The sequence below is a fragment of the Paracoccus sp. UBA889 genome, assembly GCA_002294185.1.
Classification (GTDB): Bacteria; Pseudomonadota; Alphaproteobacteria; order Rhodobacterales; family Rhodobacteraceae; genus Paracoccus.
In genome coordinates this window covers 1-15,696 of record DBFD01000039.1, presented here as the reverse complement: position 1 = coordinate 15,696, position 15,696 = coordinate 1, and the positions used below count along the sequence as shown (strand labels likewise).

Here is a 15,696-nt window from a genome sequence, read left to right as displayed (position 1 = left end):
CCCGGCCTCGGCTCTCATCCGATCAGGTCGTGATAGGCGGCCTCGTCCATGAAGCCGTCCGTCGCATCCGGTTCCGCCGGCTTGATGCGGAAGAACCAGGCCGCCATCGGGTCGTCGTTCACACCGCCGGGGGTCTCGGCCAGGTCGGCATTGATCGCCGTGATCACGCCCGCGACCGGCGCGCTGATGTCAGAGGCGGCCTTGACCGATTCGATCACCACGATCTCCTCGCCCGCCTCGACCTTGCGGCCCGTTTCGGGCAATTCGATGAACACCACGTCGCCCAGCTGCTCGCTGGCGTGCCGGGTGATGCCGACGGTGATCTCGCCGTCCTGCTCGCGCAGCCATTCATGATCTTCGGTGTATTTCAGCATGGGGTTCCTCAGCGTTTGTAAGAGGGCGTGATGAAGGGCAGGGGGGTGACGACGACCGGCAGCCGCTTGCCGCGCAACGCGGCAAAAAGCACCGCGCCATCGGCGATGTCCGACGGGATTCGCGCCATCGCGACGGGGCCGCCGACCGAGGGGCCGAAGCCGCCCGACGAGACCGCGCCGATCGCCTCGCCGCCCTCGGATCCGGCAAAGACCGGCACGCCTTCGCGGATCGGGGCGCGGCCTTCGGGACGCAGGCCGCGCCGGGTGACGGCGGCGCCGTCGGCCAGCTGCGCCAGCACCGGATCCGCGCCCGGAAATCCGCCCGCCCGCGCCCCGCCCCTGCGGCGGACCTTGGGGATGGACCAGCCCAGCCCGGCCTCGGCGGGCAGCACATCCTTGTCCATGTCATGTCCGTAAAGCGGCATTCCCGCCTCCAGCCGCAGGCTGTCGCGCGCGCCAAGGCCGATGGGCGCGACCCGGTCATCGGCCAGCAGGGCCTTGGCGAAGCGTTCCAGAACCGCCTCCGGGACCGAAATCTCGAACCCGTCCTCGCCGGTATAGCCCGAACGCGAGATCCACAGACCGGCCCCCTGCCAGTCCGCGGCCCGGCTGTCCATGAAGCGCATTCCCGTCGCGTCGGGGATCAGCGCGGACAGGACCGCCGCCGCCTCTGGGCCCTGCAGGGCCAGAAGCCCGCGATCCGTGACCGGCTGCACCGCGACACCGGCAAGGCCTTGAAGATGGGCGATGTCCTGATCGGCGCAGGCGGCATTGACGACCAGCAGATAGTGATCGCCGCGATTGGCGATCATCAGATCGTCCAGAATACCGCCAGCCGCATTGGTGAACAGGCCATAGCGCTGGCGTCCTTCCGGCAGTCCCAGAACATCGGCCGGGATCAGCTTTTCCAGCGCCAGCGCGGCGGTCTGGGGATTGCCGTCCAGCGGGCGCACCAGAACCTGTCCCATATGGCTGACATCGAACAGGCCGGCATGGGCGCGGCTGTGCAGATGTTCGGCCATCACGCCCATCGGGTATTGCACCGGCATCTCCCAGCCGGCGAAGGGCACCATCTTGCCGCCTTGGGCGACATGCAGATCGTAAAGCCCGGTCCGGCGCAGTTCCTGGCCCATCTGGCCCCCTCTTTCCTCGCCGGACAGCCGGCATCGTTTCGGCGGAAAACCCGCCCCGCGATGCCCCCTCTGTCCCTGCCCGCACCATCATGGCCGGGCGCCTGAGATCGTTATCCCTTCGGCGGGCCTTCCGGCCACTCTCCAGAGTTCTGACGGATGACGGTCCTTTGGCCTGAGAGTTCGCCGGGGCGGCTGCTCCTTCGGCACCGGCGCCGGGCCGGATTCTCCCGAAATCCTGTCCCGACAGCTATCCGCGCCCCGCGCCCGAGGCAAGCCCCTTGTCGCATGCGGTCGCGAAAGCGGCGCTTTCGGGCCGGCCGGACCGGGCGATTGACAGCATCGCCCGACCGCCCGACAAGATCGGTCATCCGCCGCCAGCCTCGAGGCCCGTCCTGTCGCGCAAGTTCTTCCAGATCGGTTTCAACAAATGCGGCACGACCTTCATCGCGCGTCTCTTCGCGATGAACGGCATTCCGACCGTGCATTGGGAGGAAAACGGACTGGCCGAGGATATCGCCTTCTCGAAGCTGTCGGGCCGGGCACCGCTGCAACCCTGGGCGCATGTGACGGCCTTCACCGACATGGAATCGGTGCGCTCGATCAACCTGCCCATCGTCGAGGCGTTCCGCGAATTCGCCTATCTGGACCGCAGCTTCCCGGGTTCGGTCTTCCTGCTGAACACGCGCCGGGTCGAGGACTGGATCATCAGCCGCTACCGGCATCGCGGCGGCCGCTATGCGCGCGCCTGCGCCCAGGCCCGCGGCGTCGGCCTGCCCGACCTGGCCGATCTGTGGCAGGCCGACTGGGACGCGCATCTGGCCGCCGTCCGCAGCCATTTCGCGGGCCGCCCGAAGCTGATCCAGATCGACATCGACAAGGCCGGTCCCGCCGATTACCGCGATGCGCTGGCGCCGTATTTCGACCTGCCGACCTGTCCGGACCTGCCGGGGCCGGGCCTGCGGCGCAAGCGGGCCGGCTATCTGCCGGCGCTGGACCGGATGCTGAACACCCCGCGCGCCGCCATCCCCGCCGCCGATCACGACCGCATCGCAGGCGGGCTTGCAGCCTTTGCCCGGCCGGCGCGGATACGGATGAAACCGGTGGGTTTCGCCGCCTGTTCCGGCCAGTTCGCCACCTTCGACGCGGCGACCGGCAAGGTCGCCGCGCGCGGTGGCGTGCCGCTGCCGATCCTGCCCGATGCCGGGCGGCGCTTTCACCTGGACCCGGCCTTTCCGCGCTGGATGAACGTCGCGGCGGCGGTGAACGACATCGCCGAGGTCGCGTCGCGGGGGCTTTACTACATCGACATGCAGCCAGCCTGCCGCGCCGGTGCCGGGGACGGTGCGCGGATCGGCCGCCCGATCCTGGCCCCCAGTCGCCGTGCCGGGGCCGAGAACGTGTTCCTGTGGCCCGCGCCGCGCGCGCATTGGCCGGGCAACGATGCCTTTCTGGGCAATCCCGACCGCGCCGATCCGCCCTTTCCGGACAAGCGGGACCGCGCCATCTGGCGCGGGGCGCTGTCGGACGATGCCGCAGAGGACGGTGCCCCGCCCGGGGCAGACCGTCTGGGCTTTGTCGCCGCCCATGCCGGATCGACCGATGTCGATGCCGCCTTCCTGCCCGGGGACCGCGCCGCGCTGGACCGGCGCGGGCATGGCGGCCTGGCCACCGGGCGCGCGGACGAGGCGTTTCTGCTGTCGCACCGCTATCTGATCTGCCTGGGCGGTGTGGCGGGACTTCGGGATTTCGCGGCCCTGGCCAATACCCGGTCCGTGGTGCTGAAAGAGGAAGACGACTGGCAAGGCTTTCATTCCGGCCTGTTCCAGCCCTGGCGGCACTATGTCCCGCTGGCGCAAGGCTGCGGCGATCTGGCGGAAAGACTGGCCTGGGCACGGGCCAACCCGGCGGAATGTGGGCGCATCTCGGAACGGGCGCGGGCAATCTGCGCGGCGCTGGCCGATCCGGACCTGCGCCGCCGGCACCTGACGCGGGTCTTGCAGGATTACCGCGCCGCGACCGGGCAGTGATCGTCAGCTTCTGGGAAAGACGAAGACCCGGTCGCGGCGCAGCATCAGCCACATGGGCGTGCCTTCGGGCGGCAGGAACACCCCCGGCACGGTCGCGATCAGCGCGATGCCGCCCTGGTCGGTCCGGAATTCGACCAGCGATTCCCGGCCCAGATAACGGGCGCGGGTCACACGGGCGCGGGCGGCGGTGCCGTTCTCGATCGTGGGCGCGGGGCCCTGGCCGGCCCGGTCGAAATCGATCTTCAGATGCTGCGGGCGGATCACGATGTCCACCTCGCTGCCGTCGGGAACGCCCGGCGTCAGGAATTGCCCGAAGGGCGTGTCGGTCAGCGCGCCCTGGACACGGCCGGTCAGGACATTGATATCGCTGAAGAATGCGGCAGCCTGGCGGTCAACCGGCGCATTGTAGAGATTATAGGGCGCGCCGTGCTGCATGATCCGGCCGTGGCGCATCAGCAGGATCTGGTCCGCCATCCGCATCGCCTCTTCCGGTTCGTGCGTGACCAGCAGGACGGCGGCGCCTTCCTCTTTCAGCAGCGACAGGGTCTCGTCGCGGATGCCGTCGCGCAAACGCTCGTCAAGGCCGCTGAAGGGCTCGTCCATCAGCAGCACGCGCGGTCGCGGGGCCAGCGCGCGGGCCAGGGCGACGCGCTGCTGTTCGCCCCCGGACAATTCGTGCGGATAGCTGTCGATATGATTGTCCATCTCCACGCGTTCCAGCAGTTCCAGCACGCGGCCGCGATTGGCGGCAAAGCGGCCCTTCAGCCCGAAGGCCACGTTCTCGCTGACCGGCAGATGCGGGAACAGCGCGAAGTCCTGAAACATCAGCCCGATGGCGCGGCGCTCGGGCGGGATGCGGAAATGCGTGTCGCAGACCAGCCCGCCATCGACGAAGATGCATCCGCTGTCCTGCATGTCCACGCCCGCGACGATCCGCAGCGTCGTGGATTTGCCGCATCCCGACGGTCCCAGCAGGCAGGCGACCTCGCCGGCGCCGATTGTGAAGGATACCTCATCCACGACGCGCTGCCCGTCGAAGGCACGGACGAGGTTCTGAACCTCGAGTCGGGGCGGAATGGTCACGGGACTGGCCGATTCTTTTGGTCAGGTTTCGCCTGCCCTAGCAGGGGCAGGCGAAACCCGCAAGTTCGGCTCAGATCGTCACGTTCAGGGCGCCGCCGTCCAGCAGGACGTTCTGACCGACGATAAAGCGGGCCTGCTGGCTGCACAGGAAGGCGCAGGTGGCGCCGAAATCGTCGGCGCGGCCATAGGTGCCGGTCGGGATCGCGGATTGGCGCTGTTTGCGGGCCTCGTCGATGCTGATGCCCTGCCGTTCCGAAACACCCTTGTCCAGGCTGTCGGCGCGGTCGGTGGCGTGGATGCCGGGCAGGATGTTGTTGACACAGACGCCGTGGCCGGCCACCTGCCGCGACATGCCGGCGACGAAACCGGTCAGCCCCGCGCGCGCCGTGTTCGACAGGCCCAGCGCCGGGATCGGCGAGCGGACCGATTGCGAGGTGATGTTGACCACCCGGCCCCAGCCGCGCCGCATCATGCCCGGAACAAGCGCCTGCATCAGCGCGATGCCGGTCATCATGTTCGCGTCGATGGCCCGGATGAAATCGTCGCGGTCCCAGTCGGTCCAGTTGCCCGGAGGCGGCCCCCCGGCATTGGTCACGAGGATGTCGGTCTCGCCCGCCGCCTCCAGCACCCTGGCGCGGCCCTCTTCGGTCGTGATGTCGGCGGCGACCGGGATGACGGAAACGCCGTATTTCTCGGCAATGTCACGGGCGGTCTGGGTGATCTGCGCCTCGGTCCGGCTGTTGATGACCAGATCGACCCCGGCCTCGGCCAGCGCCTCGGCGCAGCCGCGGCCCAACCCTCTGGAGGCGGCGCAGACCAGCCCCCGCTTGCCCTTGATGCCCAGATCCATCGCGTCCTCCTGTGGCGGTTTCGCGCCGCAGCAAACGCGGCCGGCGCGGGATTGTCAAATCTCGGGCAGGCGGCTTCGCCCGTTGGCGCCTGCGGGGCGGAACAGGATCGTCCGGCCGGGATGAAGCGCCGGCCCTAGCGTCTTTCGGCGGCGTCGCGGATGGCGCGGATGTTGTCGCCGTAGATCTGCGGGCGATCGACCGATCCGCCCTTGAACACCGCCGATCCGGCAACCAGCACATCCGCGCCCGCCTTGGCGACCAGCGGAGCGGTTCCGGGGTCCACGCCGCCATCGACCTGAATGCGGATGGGCCGGTCGCCGATCATGCCGCGCAGGCGGGCGATCTTGTCCAGCTGACCGTGAATGAACTTCTGCCCGCCGAAGCCCGGATTGACCGTCATGATCAGCACCATGTCGCACAGATCCAGCAGATATTCCACGGCTTCCAATGCTGTCCCGGGATTGAGCGCGATGCCCGCCTTCCTGCCGGTGGCACGGATCGCCTGAAGCGTGCGGTGCGGATGCGGACCGGCCTCGACATGGGCGGTGATCGAGTCGGCGCCCGCTTCGGCATAGGCCTCGATGAAGGGATCGACCGGCGCGATCATCAGGTGGACATCCATGAAGGTCGTCACATGCGGTCGGAACGCCCTGACAGCCGGCGGGCCGAAGGTCAGGTTCGGCACGAAATGACCGTCCATGACATCGACATGAACCCAATCGGCACCCTGGTCCTCGATCGCCCGGATTTCGGCCCCGAAATCGGCGAAGTCGGCGGACAGGATCGATGGCGCGATCCGGATCTTGCGTTCGAAACTCATGGCGAGCCTTCCTGACATCACGTTGCCGTCTGCTGCCCGGTTGCGCGCTTGCCGTCAAGTCCGGCGCTGCGGCGCAGCCGCGAAGGCCCCTGGCCGGAACCGGCGCGGCCTGATGGCCGGCCCGATGATTTCAGCCTGGGTCGCGGAAGGGCCGGTGCCTGTGTCAGCTTGCCTCGCGAAGGGCATCGATCTCGCTGGCCAGGGCCGAGGCGCCGCCCTCGAAGATCAGCCGCGTGCCATCTTCGCCCGCTTCGGCTTCGACGATGCGGGCATAGACGCCGACCGGATCCTCGCGGATCACCTCGCCCTCGCGCAGGCTTTCGGTGATGAAGGAATATTGTCCATCGGGCAGTTTCGCACCCAGATCGTCCCGGCCGAACCAGTCGATCTGCCCGCTGCCCGGGCCGATCTCTTCCCGGCTGATCACCTGCCCGCTGCCGTTCAGCGTCACCAGCGTGACGCTGTCGGCTGCCGGATCCGGCGACAGATCCAGCGTCAGCGCCTTGTCGCCGAACTTGACCGCCGAGGTCGTGCGCGCCTCCTTGCCGATCATCTCGGCCATCTGGCCAAGACCACCGCCGCCGCCCATCTGCGCGACCATCTGCGCCAGCAGCTTGTTCGTCTGCGCCTGCTGCTCGACCCCCGAAAAGGTCGCAAGCTGCACCGCGAATTCGGTTCCCTCCATCGGGTTCAGCGGGTTCTGATTCTTCAATTGCGACGTCAGCATCTTCAGGAAAGTGTCGAAATCAGTGCCCGAACCCGGCGCGGCGGTGGCGCCAGCGGCGCCTTGTGCCGTGGTTCCGGCAGTGTTGGAAATGGCCGAAATCATGATCTCTCCCTCTACAATCTGATGTCGAGCCGGCCAAGGCCGGACATCCATGGCCCGGCCGACGTGGCGATGGCCGTCTGCATCACCAGGCCCGTCGGCCCGTCGCCGAAATCCGGCAGATTCTGCCCTGCCGGGTTCCGGTCCTGTTCGCCGCTGCCCCGATGATCGAATTCCAGAGTCGCATCCTCGACGCCGACATCGATGAACTGCTCGATCAGCATCGTTGCATTGCGACGCAGCATGTCCATCACCTCGGGCCGTTCCGCCCAGATCACGACATGCGGCGCATGGTCGCGACCGCTCAGTGTCATGCGGACCCGGCCCAATTCTTCCGGAGACAGGGCGATCTCGATGCGATCATCGCGCTGCCGGACGACCGCGTCCGCGATCTGCCTGATCGCCGCGCCGGGATCGTGGCGCGGCAGTTGCGGTTTCTGGCCCGGGGCGTCGCTGAAATCGATGGAAATCAGACCCGGATCGGACAGCCGCAGCATCGCCGGATCGGTGGAAAAGGGCCCCGGCACCGCGGCCCGGTCCTGCGCCAGAGGCGATGCGGCCTGCCCATTGCCCCCGGACCCGTCGGCCGAAAGCCCGGACCCGTCGGCCGAAAGCCTGGACCCGTCGGCCGAAAGCCTGGTCTCGGCGATGCGCCCCTCGGTCCCGCGAGCCGTCTCGCCCTGGCGATTCGCGCCATCACCTTCCGATTCCGTCTGGATCTCATCCGTTCGATCGCCGCCGCCAGTCAATTCCGAATCGGCGCGCGGTATCGTAGCCGATGCCGCCGAGGGGGGCTGTGTGTTCCCGCTCCTCGGCCGATCGGGCCCGAATTCCGGCAGGGCCTCGTCCGGAATGTCAGCCGTGATCATCGCCTCGCCGTTCGTCCCCACGCGGTCATCGCTCACGATGTTCTGCACAATCGGCGCGGTTCCGGAAATGGCGGTTTCCGCCGCGGCCCGATCCTGCGGCCGGGCGGCGGGCGCGATTTCCGACGTGATGCCCGACCAGGCCTCGATCATGCGTTGCAAGACATCGGCCTGGGTCTGGGCCACGTCGCCATCGGTCGCTTCGTCGCCGTCCTCTGCATCGGATTCCGCGGCTTCGGCCGCGATTTCGGGCGATTCGGCGGCCTCTGCGCCAGGTGCCGGCTCGATCTCTCCGGTTTCATCGACGTTGTCGGCGAAAACCTGCCCGGCTGCCGGATCCGGTGCCGGCCGGATCGGCCGCGATGGTGTGCCCGACTCGTCGGGAAGGGACAAACTGGTGACGTCCATGATCTTCACCTCGATTTTTTTCACTCATAATCGAGAAGCGTTACCAATTATTTTACCCGTGACCCCTAGCCTGACGAAATCTGAAAATATCGGAGTTTTTCTGAAAATGCAGGTTGAGATGATCGGCGGTCCCAGCGGCCTGCCACGCCCCGCGGCCACATCGGCGGACAGGCTGGAACAGGCTTTTCTGGAGGAAATGCTGAAATATTACGGGCCGTCGTCGGGCCAGGGCGATTTCGGTGGCGGGATCGGTGAGGAGCAGTTCGGCAGTTTTCTCAGCCGCGAATGGGCGGGATTGATGGCGGAGCGCCTGGATCTGGGATTCGGCGCGATGCTGAACGAGGGACAGGCATGAAATCGCGGTTTCTCAGGAAATTGACCGATCTGAAATCGGCCGTGATCGCGGCCGATCCCGTTGCCGCGACAGCCTGTCTCGAGGATCTGGCCCATATGGCGCGGCGCGGCCTCGGCGTGGAAGAACGCGCGCAGGCGGAAACAAGCCTGTCGGAGATCCGCGATCTGGCACAGGCGTCCGAACGCGGTGCGCGCCAGGCGATCGAGCAGATTCGCGCCATCGTCGAGGCCGCGCGATCTCTCCAGACCTATGACAGTGCGGGGCGCCGTCACGCGACATCGACGACGGCCCCGGCGCCGCATCGCTTTTAGATAAAATGCGCCGCGAAGAGGCTTTGAGATAAGGGGGCCGGTTCACTAGTTGTAAACCGCAGGCCGATATGAAGGTGGCCGTGCCGCGAACGGTGCGGGGCGAAGATGCCCGACGGGTCAGAAGGCCAGAACCCTACGCAATCGCGGGCGCAAAGCGCCCCAATTCAAGGAGGACAACATGTCCAGCATTCTGACCAACCAGGGCGCCATCGTTGCGCTGCAGACGCTCAAGAGCATCAATTCCGGTCTGAACAAGGCCCAGTCGGAAATCTCGACCGGCAAGGCCATCGGCAGCGCCAAGGACGATGCCGCGATCTGGGCGATCTCGAAAACGATGGAAGCCGATGTCAGCGCTTTCAAGGCGGTTTCGACCAGCCTGAATACGGCAAAAGCCACGGTCGAGACCGCCCGCAGTGCGGCGGAGCAGATCACCGAGAAGCTGAAGGGGATCAAGGACAAGGTCGTGACGGCCCAGTCGGCCTCCTCCAGCGACCGCGTCAAGCTGCAGGACGACATCGAGTTGATGAGCAAGCAGATCGAATCGATCGTCAACGCGGCCCAGTTCAACGGCGTCAACCTGATCGATGGCACCAGCACCGCCACCTACGACATGGTATCGTCGCTGGATCGTGTGGGCTCGACCGTCAACGTGTCGAAGATCCAGGTGGATCGCCAGGATCTTTCGATGGCCGGCGCGGTTGCCGCGACCTTCGGCGGAACAGCGGTCACCGATACGTCTATCATCAACAATGGCGGGACCGCGGCCGGAACTGCCGACACTGTCGGCGGTGGCAGTGTCCAGACCATCAAGATCGCCTCGGTCGGCTCGGGCTACAGCTATCGGCTGACGCTCGATGACAGTGCAAACCAGAACGTCCTGGGCTCACGGACCTTCGACTATGTCGCGAAGCCCAGCGACAGCACCAGCGACATTGCCAACGCGCTGGGCCAGGCTCTGCAGAATAATCTGATGGCCAACGGGATCACCCAATACAGCGTGACCCGGGTCGGCGACGAAATCCGCCTGACCAACAACCTTGCTGCCGGCGTCGGCAACGATATCGACGTGACCGCGGTGACCGCGACGGGCGGCACGCCCGCCTCGGGCGGGGGCATGGCCGATCTGGCAGGCTTCGACGTGACCAGCGATGCCGGCGCCGCCGACGCGCTGACCAAGGTCGAAGGTCTGCTCAGCACCGCGATCGACGCGGCTGCGGCTCTGGGTTCGGCGCAGAACCGGATCGAAACCCAGAACGACTTCGTCGGAACGCTGACCGATCTGATGAAGACCGGCATCGGTTCGCTTGTCGATGCCGACATGGAAGAGGCATCGGCTCGGCTGCAGGCACTGCAAACCCAACAGCAGCTTGGCATCCAGGCATTGTCGATCGCCAATCAGGCGCCCTCGTCGATCCTGGCCCTGTTCCGCTGATCCGGGCTTGATCCGCTTCCGGGGCGCCCGCGGGCGCCCCGGCCCCACACCACCCAGCCATACCGGGATCCAAGACATTGAATGCGTTGACTTCACAGTCCGAATACGGTTACGGCGCGCCCAACCTGCGCCCGGCCCGAGAACTCGAATACGACGCCTTTTCACGGGTGACGCGCATGATGCGCCAATCCCAGGCACCAGGATGCGAGACGGGCATGATCGCAGCCATTCACAAGAACAAGGAATTGTGGATGATACTGGCTGCGGACCTGGCCGACCCGGGCAACGGCCTGCCCGACGCTTTGAAGGCGCAGCTTCTGTCGCTTGCGCGGTTTTCGTTGCGTCACTCCGATCGCGTTCTCGCCGGCAACGCGACAAGCGCGGTGCTGATCGACGTCAATATCTCGATCATGAAGGGCCTGCGCGGCGAGGTAAGGGCATGAGCGGCCTTGTCCTCAAGCTGGGCCCCGGTGAGCGTGTGCTGATCAACGGCGCCGTCATCGAGAATGGCGAGAAGCGGTCGAAGATCTCGATCAAGACGCCGAACGTGAACGTGTTGCGGTTGAAGGATGCGATTCATCCCGACAATGCCAGGACACCTGTGTCGCGCGCCTGCTATATCGCGCAGCTGATGCTGTCCGGCGATGCCGCGCCGGAGGAGGGGCGGCGGCAATTGCTGGTCTCGATCGAGGCGCTGAGCCAGGTGTTCGATGATCGTGACAGCCGCCTTGTTCTTGCCGAGGCGACCGACCATGCGCTGGCCGGCGCGCCCTATCCGGCGATGCGAAAGCTGCGCGAGTTGTTGCCGCGAGAAGCGCGGCTTTTCGCGGCGCGCCCGAATTGAGGTCCCGATGACAAACGCTGCGATCAATCTGGGCATCGGCGGCATCGCGGGATGGCGCATCCTGCAACGCACCGAGGCGAGTCAGGTGCAGGCGATCGCGCAGGATCCGGTCGTTCAGCGCTCGACGGCGTATTTTCGCGAGAATACTGCTTCGGGCATCACGGCCGAGGATCTGGTCGGCAATTACCGGCTGCTCAGCGTCGCGCTGGGCGCCTTTGGTCTGGAAGACGATTTGCCGAACAAGGCCTTTCTCCGCAAGATTCTGGAATCCGATGTCGGCGACCAGACATCGCTGGTCAATCGTCTCAGCGACAAGCGCTATCTTCGGCTGGCCCAGGCGATGGGGATGGAGGAAGGAGGGAACGCTTCCGCCAATCTGGGCGAACGCATATCCGAAGCCTATCTCGAACGCGAATTCGAACGTCGCGTGGGCGAAGGTGACGAATCGCTGCGCCTGGCGCTGAATGCGCGGCGCGAACTGGAATCCATGAGGGAACGCACATCCTCCAACAACACCTTGTGGTATGAAGTCCTGGGCAACCCGCCGTTGCGCGAAGTATTCGAAAAGGCGTTCGGTTTCGGCAGCGATTACGGAAAGCTCTCGGTCGATCGACAGCTGGAGGAATTCACCAAGGCTTCAGAACGCTATCTTGGAAGCGCGGATTTCAAGGATATTGCCAGCGATGCCGGGATCGATCGCTTGGTCACATCCTACCTGGCGCGCTCGCAGATCACCACGACCTTTGCCCAGAACCGCTACAGCACCGCGCTGACGCTTCTGACATCCTGACGCCGGATTCGCCCCTTCGAAACGCGCCGCTCTTCGGCGCATTTCGCCGGTTCTTGCGAACTTGCATCGCCAAAGGCTCTGCTCTGGTCTACACGGACGCTCGGTGCGCGACAGCCCTTGGCGTCTGCAAGCCTGTCTCGCCGGCGACCGAGGCCGCCACGCGCCCTTGCACATGAGACGCGCTTGGCTATAACCCCGGACGATTTGCGCCGATCCCAGACAGCCCGGAGGCTTGCATGCCGAAAAGAACCGATATCAAGTCGATCCTGATCATCGGGGCCGGGCCCATCGTCATTGGTCAGGCCTGCGAATTCGACTATTCCGGCGCCCAGGCCTGCAAGGCGCTGCGCGAGGAAGGTTATCGCGTGATCCTGGTCAACTCCAATCCCGCCACGATCATGACCGATCCGGAAATGGCCGATGCGACCTATATCGAACCGATCACGCCGGCCGTGGTCGAAAAGATCATCGCCAAGGAACGGCCCGATGCGCTGCTGCCGACGATGGGCGGGCAGACCGGGCTGAACACCGCGCTGGCGCTGGCCGATAGCGGCGCGTTGAACCGCTACGGGGTCGAACTGATCGGCGCGCAGCGTTCGGCCATCGAAATGGCCGAGGACCGCAAGCTGTTCCGCGAGGCGATGGACCGGATCGGGCTGGAAAATCCGCGTGCCACGATCATCGCCGCCCCGAAACTGGCAAATGGCAGATACGACATCGCCGCCGGCGTCGCCCAGGCGGTCGAGGCGCTGGCGGATATCGGCCTGCCCGCGATCATCCGCCCGGCCTATACGCTGGGCGGCACGGGCGGCGGCGTGGCCTATAACCGCGACGATTATGAAGGCATCGTGCGCGCGGGGCTTGACGCCTCGCCCGTGGCACAGGTGCTGATCGACGAAAGCCTTCTGGGCTGGAAGGAATACGAGATGGAGGTGGTGCGCGACCGCGCCGACAATGCCATCATCGTCTGTTCGATCGAAAACGTCGATCCGATGGGTGTCCATACCGGCGATTCGATCACGGTGGCGCCCGCGCTGACGCTGACCGACCGCGAATATCAGCGGATGCGCAACGGTTCGATCGCGGTCCTGCGCGAGATCGGGGTCGAGACCGGCGGATCGAACGTGCAATGGGCGATCAACCCCGAGGATGGCCGGATGGTGGTGATCGAGATGAACCCGCGTGTGTCGCGGTCCTCGGCGCTGGCTTCGAAGGCGACCGGGTTTCCCATCGCCAAGATCGCCGCGAAACTGGCCGTCGGCTATACGCTGGACGAACTGGACAACGACATCACCAAGGTCACGCCGGCCTCGTTCGAGCCGAGCATCGACTATGTCGTGACCAAGATCCCGCGCTTCGCCTTCGAGAAGTTCCCGGGCGCCAAGCCCGACCTGACCACCGCGATGAAATCCGTGGGCGAGGTCATGGCCATCGGGCGCAGCTTTCACGAATCGCTGCAAAAGGCCTTGGCCAGCATGGAAAACGGCCTGACCGGCCTTGACGACATCGCCATCGAGGGCGCCGCCGAACAGGGCAGGCCGGCCGTCATCGCCGCATTGTCCAGACAGACGCCGGACCGCATCCGCATCATCGCCGAGGCGATGCGTTTCGGCCTGGGCGACGACGACATCCAGCGCGTCACCAGCTTCGATCCCTGGTTCCTGTCGCGCATCCGCGAGATCGTCGATGCCGAACACCGCGTCCGCAAGAATGGCCTGCCCACCGACGCGCAAGCCCTGCGCGGCCTCAAGATGATGGGCTTCACCGATGCACGCCTCGCCACCCTGACCGGACGCGCCGAATCCGACATCCGCCGCGCCCGCGCCCAGGCCGGCATCCGCCCCGTCTTCAAGCGCATCGATACCTGCGCCGCCGAATTCGAGGCCCAGACGCCCTACATGTATTCCACCTATGAAGCCCCGGCGATGGGCGACGCGGAATGCGAATCGCGCCCGACCGGTGCCAGGAAGGTCGTCATCCTGGGCGGGGGCCCCAACCGCATCGGCCAAGGCATCGAATTCGACTATTGCTGCTGCCACGCCTGTTTCGCGCTGACCGACGCGGGCTACGAGACGATCATGGTCAACTGCAACCCGGAAACCGTCTCGACCGATTACGACACCTCGGACCGGCTCTATTTCGAACCGCTGACCCTGGAACACGTGCTCGAAATCCTGCGAATCGAGCAGGAGAACGGCACCCTGCACGGCGTCATCGTCCAGTTCGGCGGCCAGACGCCGCTGAAACTGGCCCATGCGCTGGCGGCCGAGGGCATCCCGATCCTGGGCACCACCCCCGACGCCATCGACCTGGCCGAGGATCGCGAACGCTTCCAGGACCTGCTGAACCGGCTCGACCTGCGCCAGCCGATCAACGGCATCGCCAGCAGCGATGCCCAGGCCATCGCCATCGCCGAACGGATCGGCTTTCCGCTGGTCATCCGCCCCTCCTACGTGCTGGGCGGCCGCGCGATGGAGATCGTGCGCGACATGGACCACCTGAAACGCTACATCACCGAGGCGGTGACCGTTTCGGGCCGGAACCCCGTGCTTCTGGACAGCTACCTTTCCGGCGCGATCGAGGTGGATGTGGACGCCCTCAGCGACGGCGAAACCGTGCACGTCGCCGGCATCATGGAACATATCGAGGAAGCGGGCGTCCATTCCGGCGACAGCGCCTGTTCGTTGCCCCCCCACACGCTGGACGCGGCCACCATCGCGGAACTGAAACGCCAGACCACCGCGATGGCGCGGGCGCTGCGCGTCGTCGGCCTGATGAACGTGCAATTCGCGATCAAGGACGGCGAGATTTTCGTGCTCGAGGTCAATCCCCGCGCCTCGCGCACCGTGCCCTTCGTCGCCAAGGCCACCGACAGCGCCATCGCATCCATCGCCGCCCGCCTGATGGCCGGCGAGCCGATGTCGCACTTTCCCGAACGCGCGCCCTATCCCGAAGGCGTCGGGCCGGAAGACGACCTGCCCTTTGCCGATCCGCTGACCCTGGCCGACCCGATCACGCCCTGGTTTTCGGTCAAGGAGGCCGTGCTGCCCTTCGCCCGCTTCCCCGGCGTCGATACGCTGCTGGGCCCGGAAATGCGTTCGACCGGCGAGGTGATGGGCTGGGACCGCAACTTCCCGCGCGCCTTCCTCAAGGCGCAACTGGGCGCGGGCGTCGCGCTGCCCCATGACGGCCGCGTCTTCATCTCGGTCAAGGACGCCGACAAGACCGACGCGATGGCGCAGGCCGCGCGCGATCTGGTGGCGATGGGCTTTGCGCTGACGGCGACCTCGGGCACGGCCGATTTCCTCGCCTCGCAGGGCGTGGAATCGACCCGCGTGAACAAGGTCTACGAGGGCCGCCCGAACATCGTCGACCGCCTGAAGGACGGCGAGATCGCGATGGTCCTGAACACGACCGAGGGCGTGCAGGCCATCGCCGACAGCCGCGACATCCGCTCTGTCGCGCTGTATGACAAGATCCCCTATTTCACCACGGCCGCGGGCAGCATCGCAGCGGTCGCCGCCATCCGGTCACGCGAGGAAGGGGAAGTCGGGGTGCGAAGCTTGCAGGCTTGAA

At 66.2% G+C, this 15,696-nt stretch carries 15 protein-coding genes and 1 riboswitch; of the genes, 8 read left to right on the top strand and 7 right to left on the bottom strand.

What is annotated here, in order from left to right; translation table 11 throughout:
• Positions 1–14: 14 nt before the first annotated feature.
• Together gcvH and gcvT are read right to left on the bottom strand one after the other, a co-directional pair.
• Positions 15–374, bottom strand: coding sequence for a glycine cleavage system protein GcvH (gene gcvH, locus B4L36_RS06440; protein WP_292954077.1), 360 nt, complete (start codon positions 372–374; stop codon positions 15–17).
• 8 nt (positions 375–382) lie between these two features.
• Positions 383–1,507 carry a glycine cleavage system aminomethyltransferase GcvT gene (gene gcvT / locus B4L36_RS06435; RefSeq protein WP_292954074.1) on the bottom strand — a complete coding sequence of 375 codons (1,125 nt, stop codon included), beginning with the start codon at positions 1,505–1,507 and terminating at the stop codon, positions 383–385.
• A gap of 150 nt (positions 1,508–1,657) precedes the next feature.
• Positions 1,658–1,747: riboswitch (glycine riboswitch) on the bottom strand.
• Between the two features lie 38 nt (positions 1,748–1,785).
• Between gcvT and B4L36_RS06430 the strand changes: the two genes are divergently transcribed.
• Entirely contained in the window at positions 1,786–3,534 is a 1,749-nt protein-coding gene (locus B4L36_RS06430) for a glycosyl transferase family 90 (RefSeq protein WP_292954071.1), read from the top strand.
• Positions 3,535–3,537: 3 nt separating this feature from the next.
• Here the strand turns inward: B4L36_RS06430 and B4L36_RS06425 are convergent, their stop codons facing one another.
• The 5 genes from B4L36_RS06425 to B4L36_RS06405 all read right to left on the bottom strand — a co-directional run bounded on the left by B4L36_RS06425 (position 3,538) and on the right by B4L36_RS06405 (position 8,388).
• Positions 3,538–4,617 (bottom strand): ABC transporter ATP-binding protein, encoded by a 1,080-nt coding sequence (locus B4L36_RS06425; RefSeq protein WP_292954068.1) that lies wholly within the window; start codon positions 4,615–4,617, stop codon positions 3,538–3,540.
• Positions 4,618–4,687: 70 nt separating this feature from the next.
• Positions 4,688–5,467, bottom strand: a complete 780-nt coding sequence (locus tag B4L36_RS06420; protein ID WP_292954066.1) for an SDR family oxidoreductase — start codon at positions 5,465–5,467, stop codon at positions 4,688–4,690.
• Positions 5,468–5,601: 134 nt separating this feature from the next.
• Positions 5,602–6,288 carry a ribulose-phosphate 3-epimerase gene (gene rpe, locus B4L36_RS06415; protein ID WP_292954063.1) on the bottom strand — a complete coding sequence of 229 codons (687 nt, stop codon included), beginning with the start codon at positions 6,286–6,288 and terminating at the stop codon, positions 5,602–5,604.
• Positions 6,289–6,451: 163 nt separating this feature from the next.
• Positions 6,452–7,117 (bottom strand): flagellar hook capping FlgD N-terminal domain-containing protein, encoded by a 666-nt coding sequence (locus B4L36_RS06410; RefSeq protein WP_292954060.1) that lies wholly within the window; start codon positions 7,115–7,117, stop codon positions 6,452–6,454.
• An 11-nt stretch (positions 7,118–7,128) separates the two neighbouring features.
• Positions 7,129–8,388, bottom strand: a complete 1,260-nt coding sequence (locus B4L36_RS06405) for a flagellar hook-length control protein FliK (RefSeq protein WP_292954057.1) — start codon at positions 8,386–8,388, stop codon at positions 7,129–7,131.
• On the opposite strand from B4L36_RS06405, the gene B4L36_RS06400 reads away from it, so the two are divergent.
• From B4L36_RS06400 to carB, 7 genes are all read left to right on the top strand, one after another.
• Positions 8,378–8,743: a hypothetical protein gene (locus B4L36_RS06400; protein WP_414692143.1), complete on the top strand. Its 366-nt coding sequence runs from the start codon at positions 8,378–8,380 to the stop codon at positions 8,741–8,743. The genes B4L36_RS06405 and B4L36_RS06400 overlap by 11 nt on opposite strands.
• Positions 8,740–9,054, top strand: a complete 315-nt coding sequence (locus tag B4L36_RS06395) for a hypothetical protein (RefSeq protein ID WP_292954054.1) — start codon at positions 8,740–8,742, stop codon at positions 9,052–9,054. The genes B4L36_RS06400 and B4L36_RS06395 overlap by 4 nt, the downstream gene beginning before the upstream one ends.
• A gap of 178 nt (positions 9,055–9,232) precedes the next feature.
• Entirely contained in the window at positions 9,233–10,486 is a 1,254-nt protein-coding gene (locus B4L36_RS06390) for a flagellin (RefSeq protein ID WP_292954051.1), read from the top strand.
• Between the two features lie 86 nt (positions 10,487–10,572).
• Positions 10,573–10,929: a flagellar biosynthesis regulator FlaF gene (flaF, locus tag B4L36_RS06385; protein ID WP_292954048.1), complete on the top strand. Its 357-nt coding sequence runs from the start codon at positions 10,573–10,575 to the stop codon at positions 10,927–10,929.
• The gene (flbT, locus tag B4L36_RS06380) at positions 10,926–11,330 is read left to right on the top strand and encodes a flagellar biosynthesis repressor FlbT (RefSeq protein ID WP_292954045.1); all 405 of its coding nucleotides are present in this window, start codon (positions 10,926–10,928) and stop codon (positions 11,328–11,330) included. The genes flaF and flbT overlap by 4 nt, the downstream gene beginning before the upstream one ends.
• A gap of 7 nt (positions 11,331–11,337) precedes the next feature.
• Positions 11,338–12,120 (top strand): DUF1217 domain-containing protein, encoded by a 783-nt coding sequence (locus B4L36_RS06375; RefSeq protein WP_292954042.1) that lies wholly within the window; start codon positions 11,338–11,340, stop codon positions 12,118–12,120.
• Positions 12,121–12,356: 236 nt separating this feature from the next.
• A complete protein-coding gene (carB, locus tag B4L36_RS06370; RefSeq protein ID WP_292954039.1) occupies positions 12,357–15,695 on the top strand; it encodes a carbamoyl-phosphate synthase large subunit in 3,339 nt (1,112 codons plus the stop codon).
• The last annotated feature ends 1 nt before the right edge of the window (position 15,696 follow it).

Coding starts and splice junctions, on each gene's coding strand:
- gcvH (WP_292954077.1), bottom strand. CDS start 374: ATGCTGAAATACACCGAAGATCATGAATGGCTGCGCGAGCAGGACGGC.
- gcvT (WP_292954074.1), bottom strand. CDS start 1,507: ATGGGCCAGGAACTGCGCCGGACCGGGCTTTACGATCTGCATGTCGCC.
- B4L36_RS06420 (WP_292954066.1), bottom strand. CDS start 5,467: ATGGATCTGGGCATCAAGGGCAAGCGGGGGCTGGTCTGCGCCGCCTCC.
- rpe (WP_292954063.1), bottom strand. CDS start 6,288: ATGAGTTTCGAACGCAAGATCCGGATCGCGCCATCGATCCTGTCCGCC.
- B4L36_RS06410 (WP_292954060.1), bottom strand. CDS start 7,117: ATGATTTCGGCCATTTCCAACACTGCCGGAACCACGGCACAAGGCGCC.
- B4L36_RS06405 (WP_292954057.1), bottom strand. CDS start 8,388: ATGGACGTCACCAGTTTGTCCCTTCCCGACGAGTCGGGCACACCATCG.
- B4L36_RS06395 (WP_292954054.1), top strand. CDS start 8,740: ATGAAATCGCGGTTTCTCAGGAAATTGACCGATCTGAAATCGGCCGTG.
- B4L36_RS06390 (WP_292954051.1), top strand. CDS start 9,233: ATGTCCAGCATTCTGACCAACCAGGGCGCCATCGTTGCGCTGCAGACG.
- flbT (WP_292954045.1), top strand. CDS start 10,926: ATGAGCGGCCTTGTCCTCAAGCTGGGCCCCGGTGAGCGTGTGCTGATC.
- B4L36_RS06375 (WP_292954042.1), top strand. CDS start 11,338: ATGACAAACGCTGCGATCAATCTGGGCATCGGCGGCATCGCGGGATGG.
- carB (WP_292954039.1), top strand. CDS start 12,357: ATGCCGAAAAGAACCGATATCAAGTCGATCCTGATCATCGGGGCCGGG.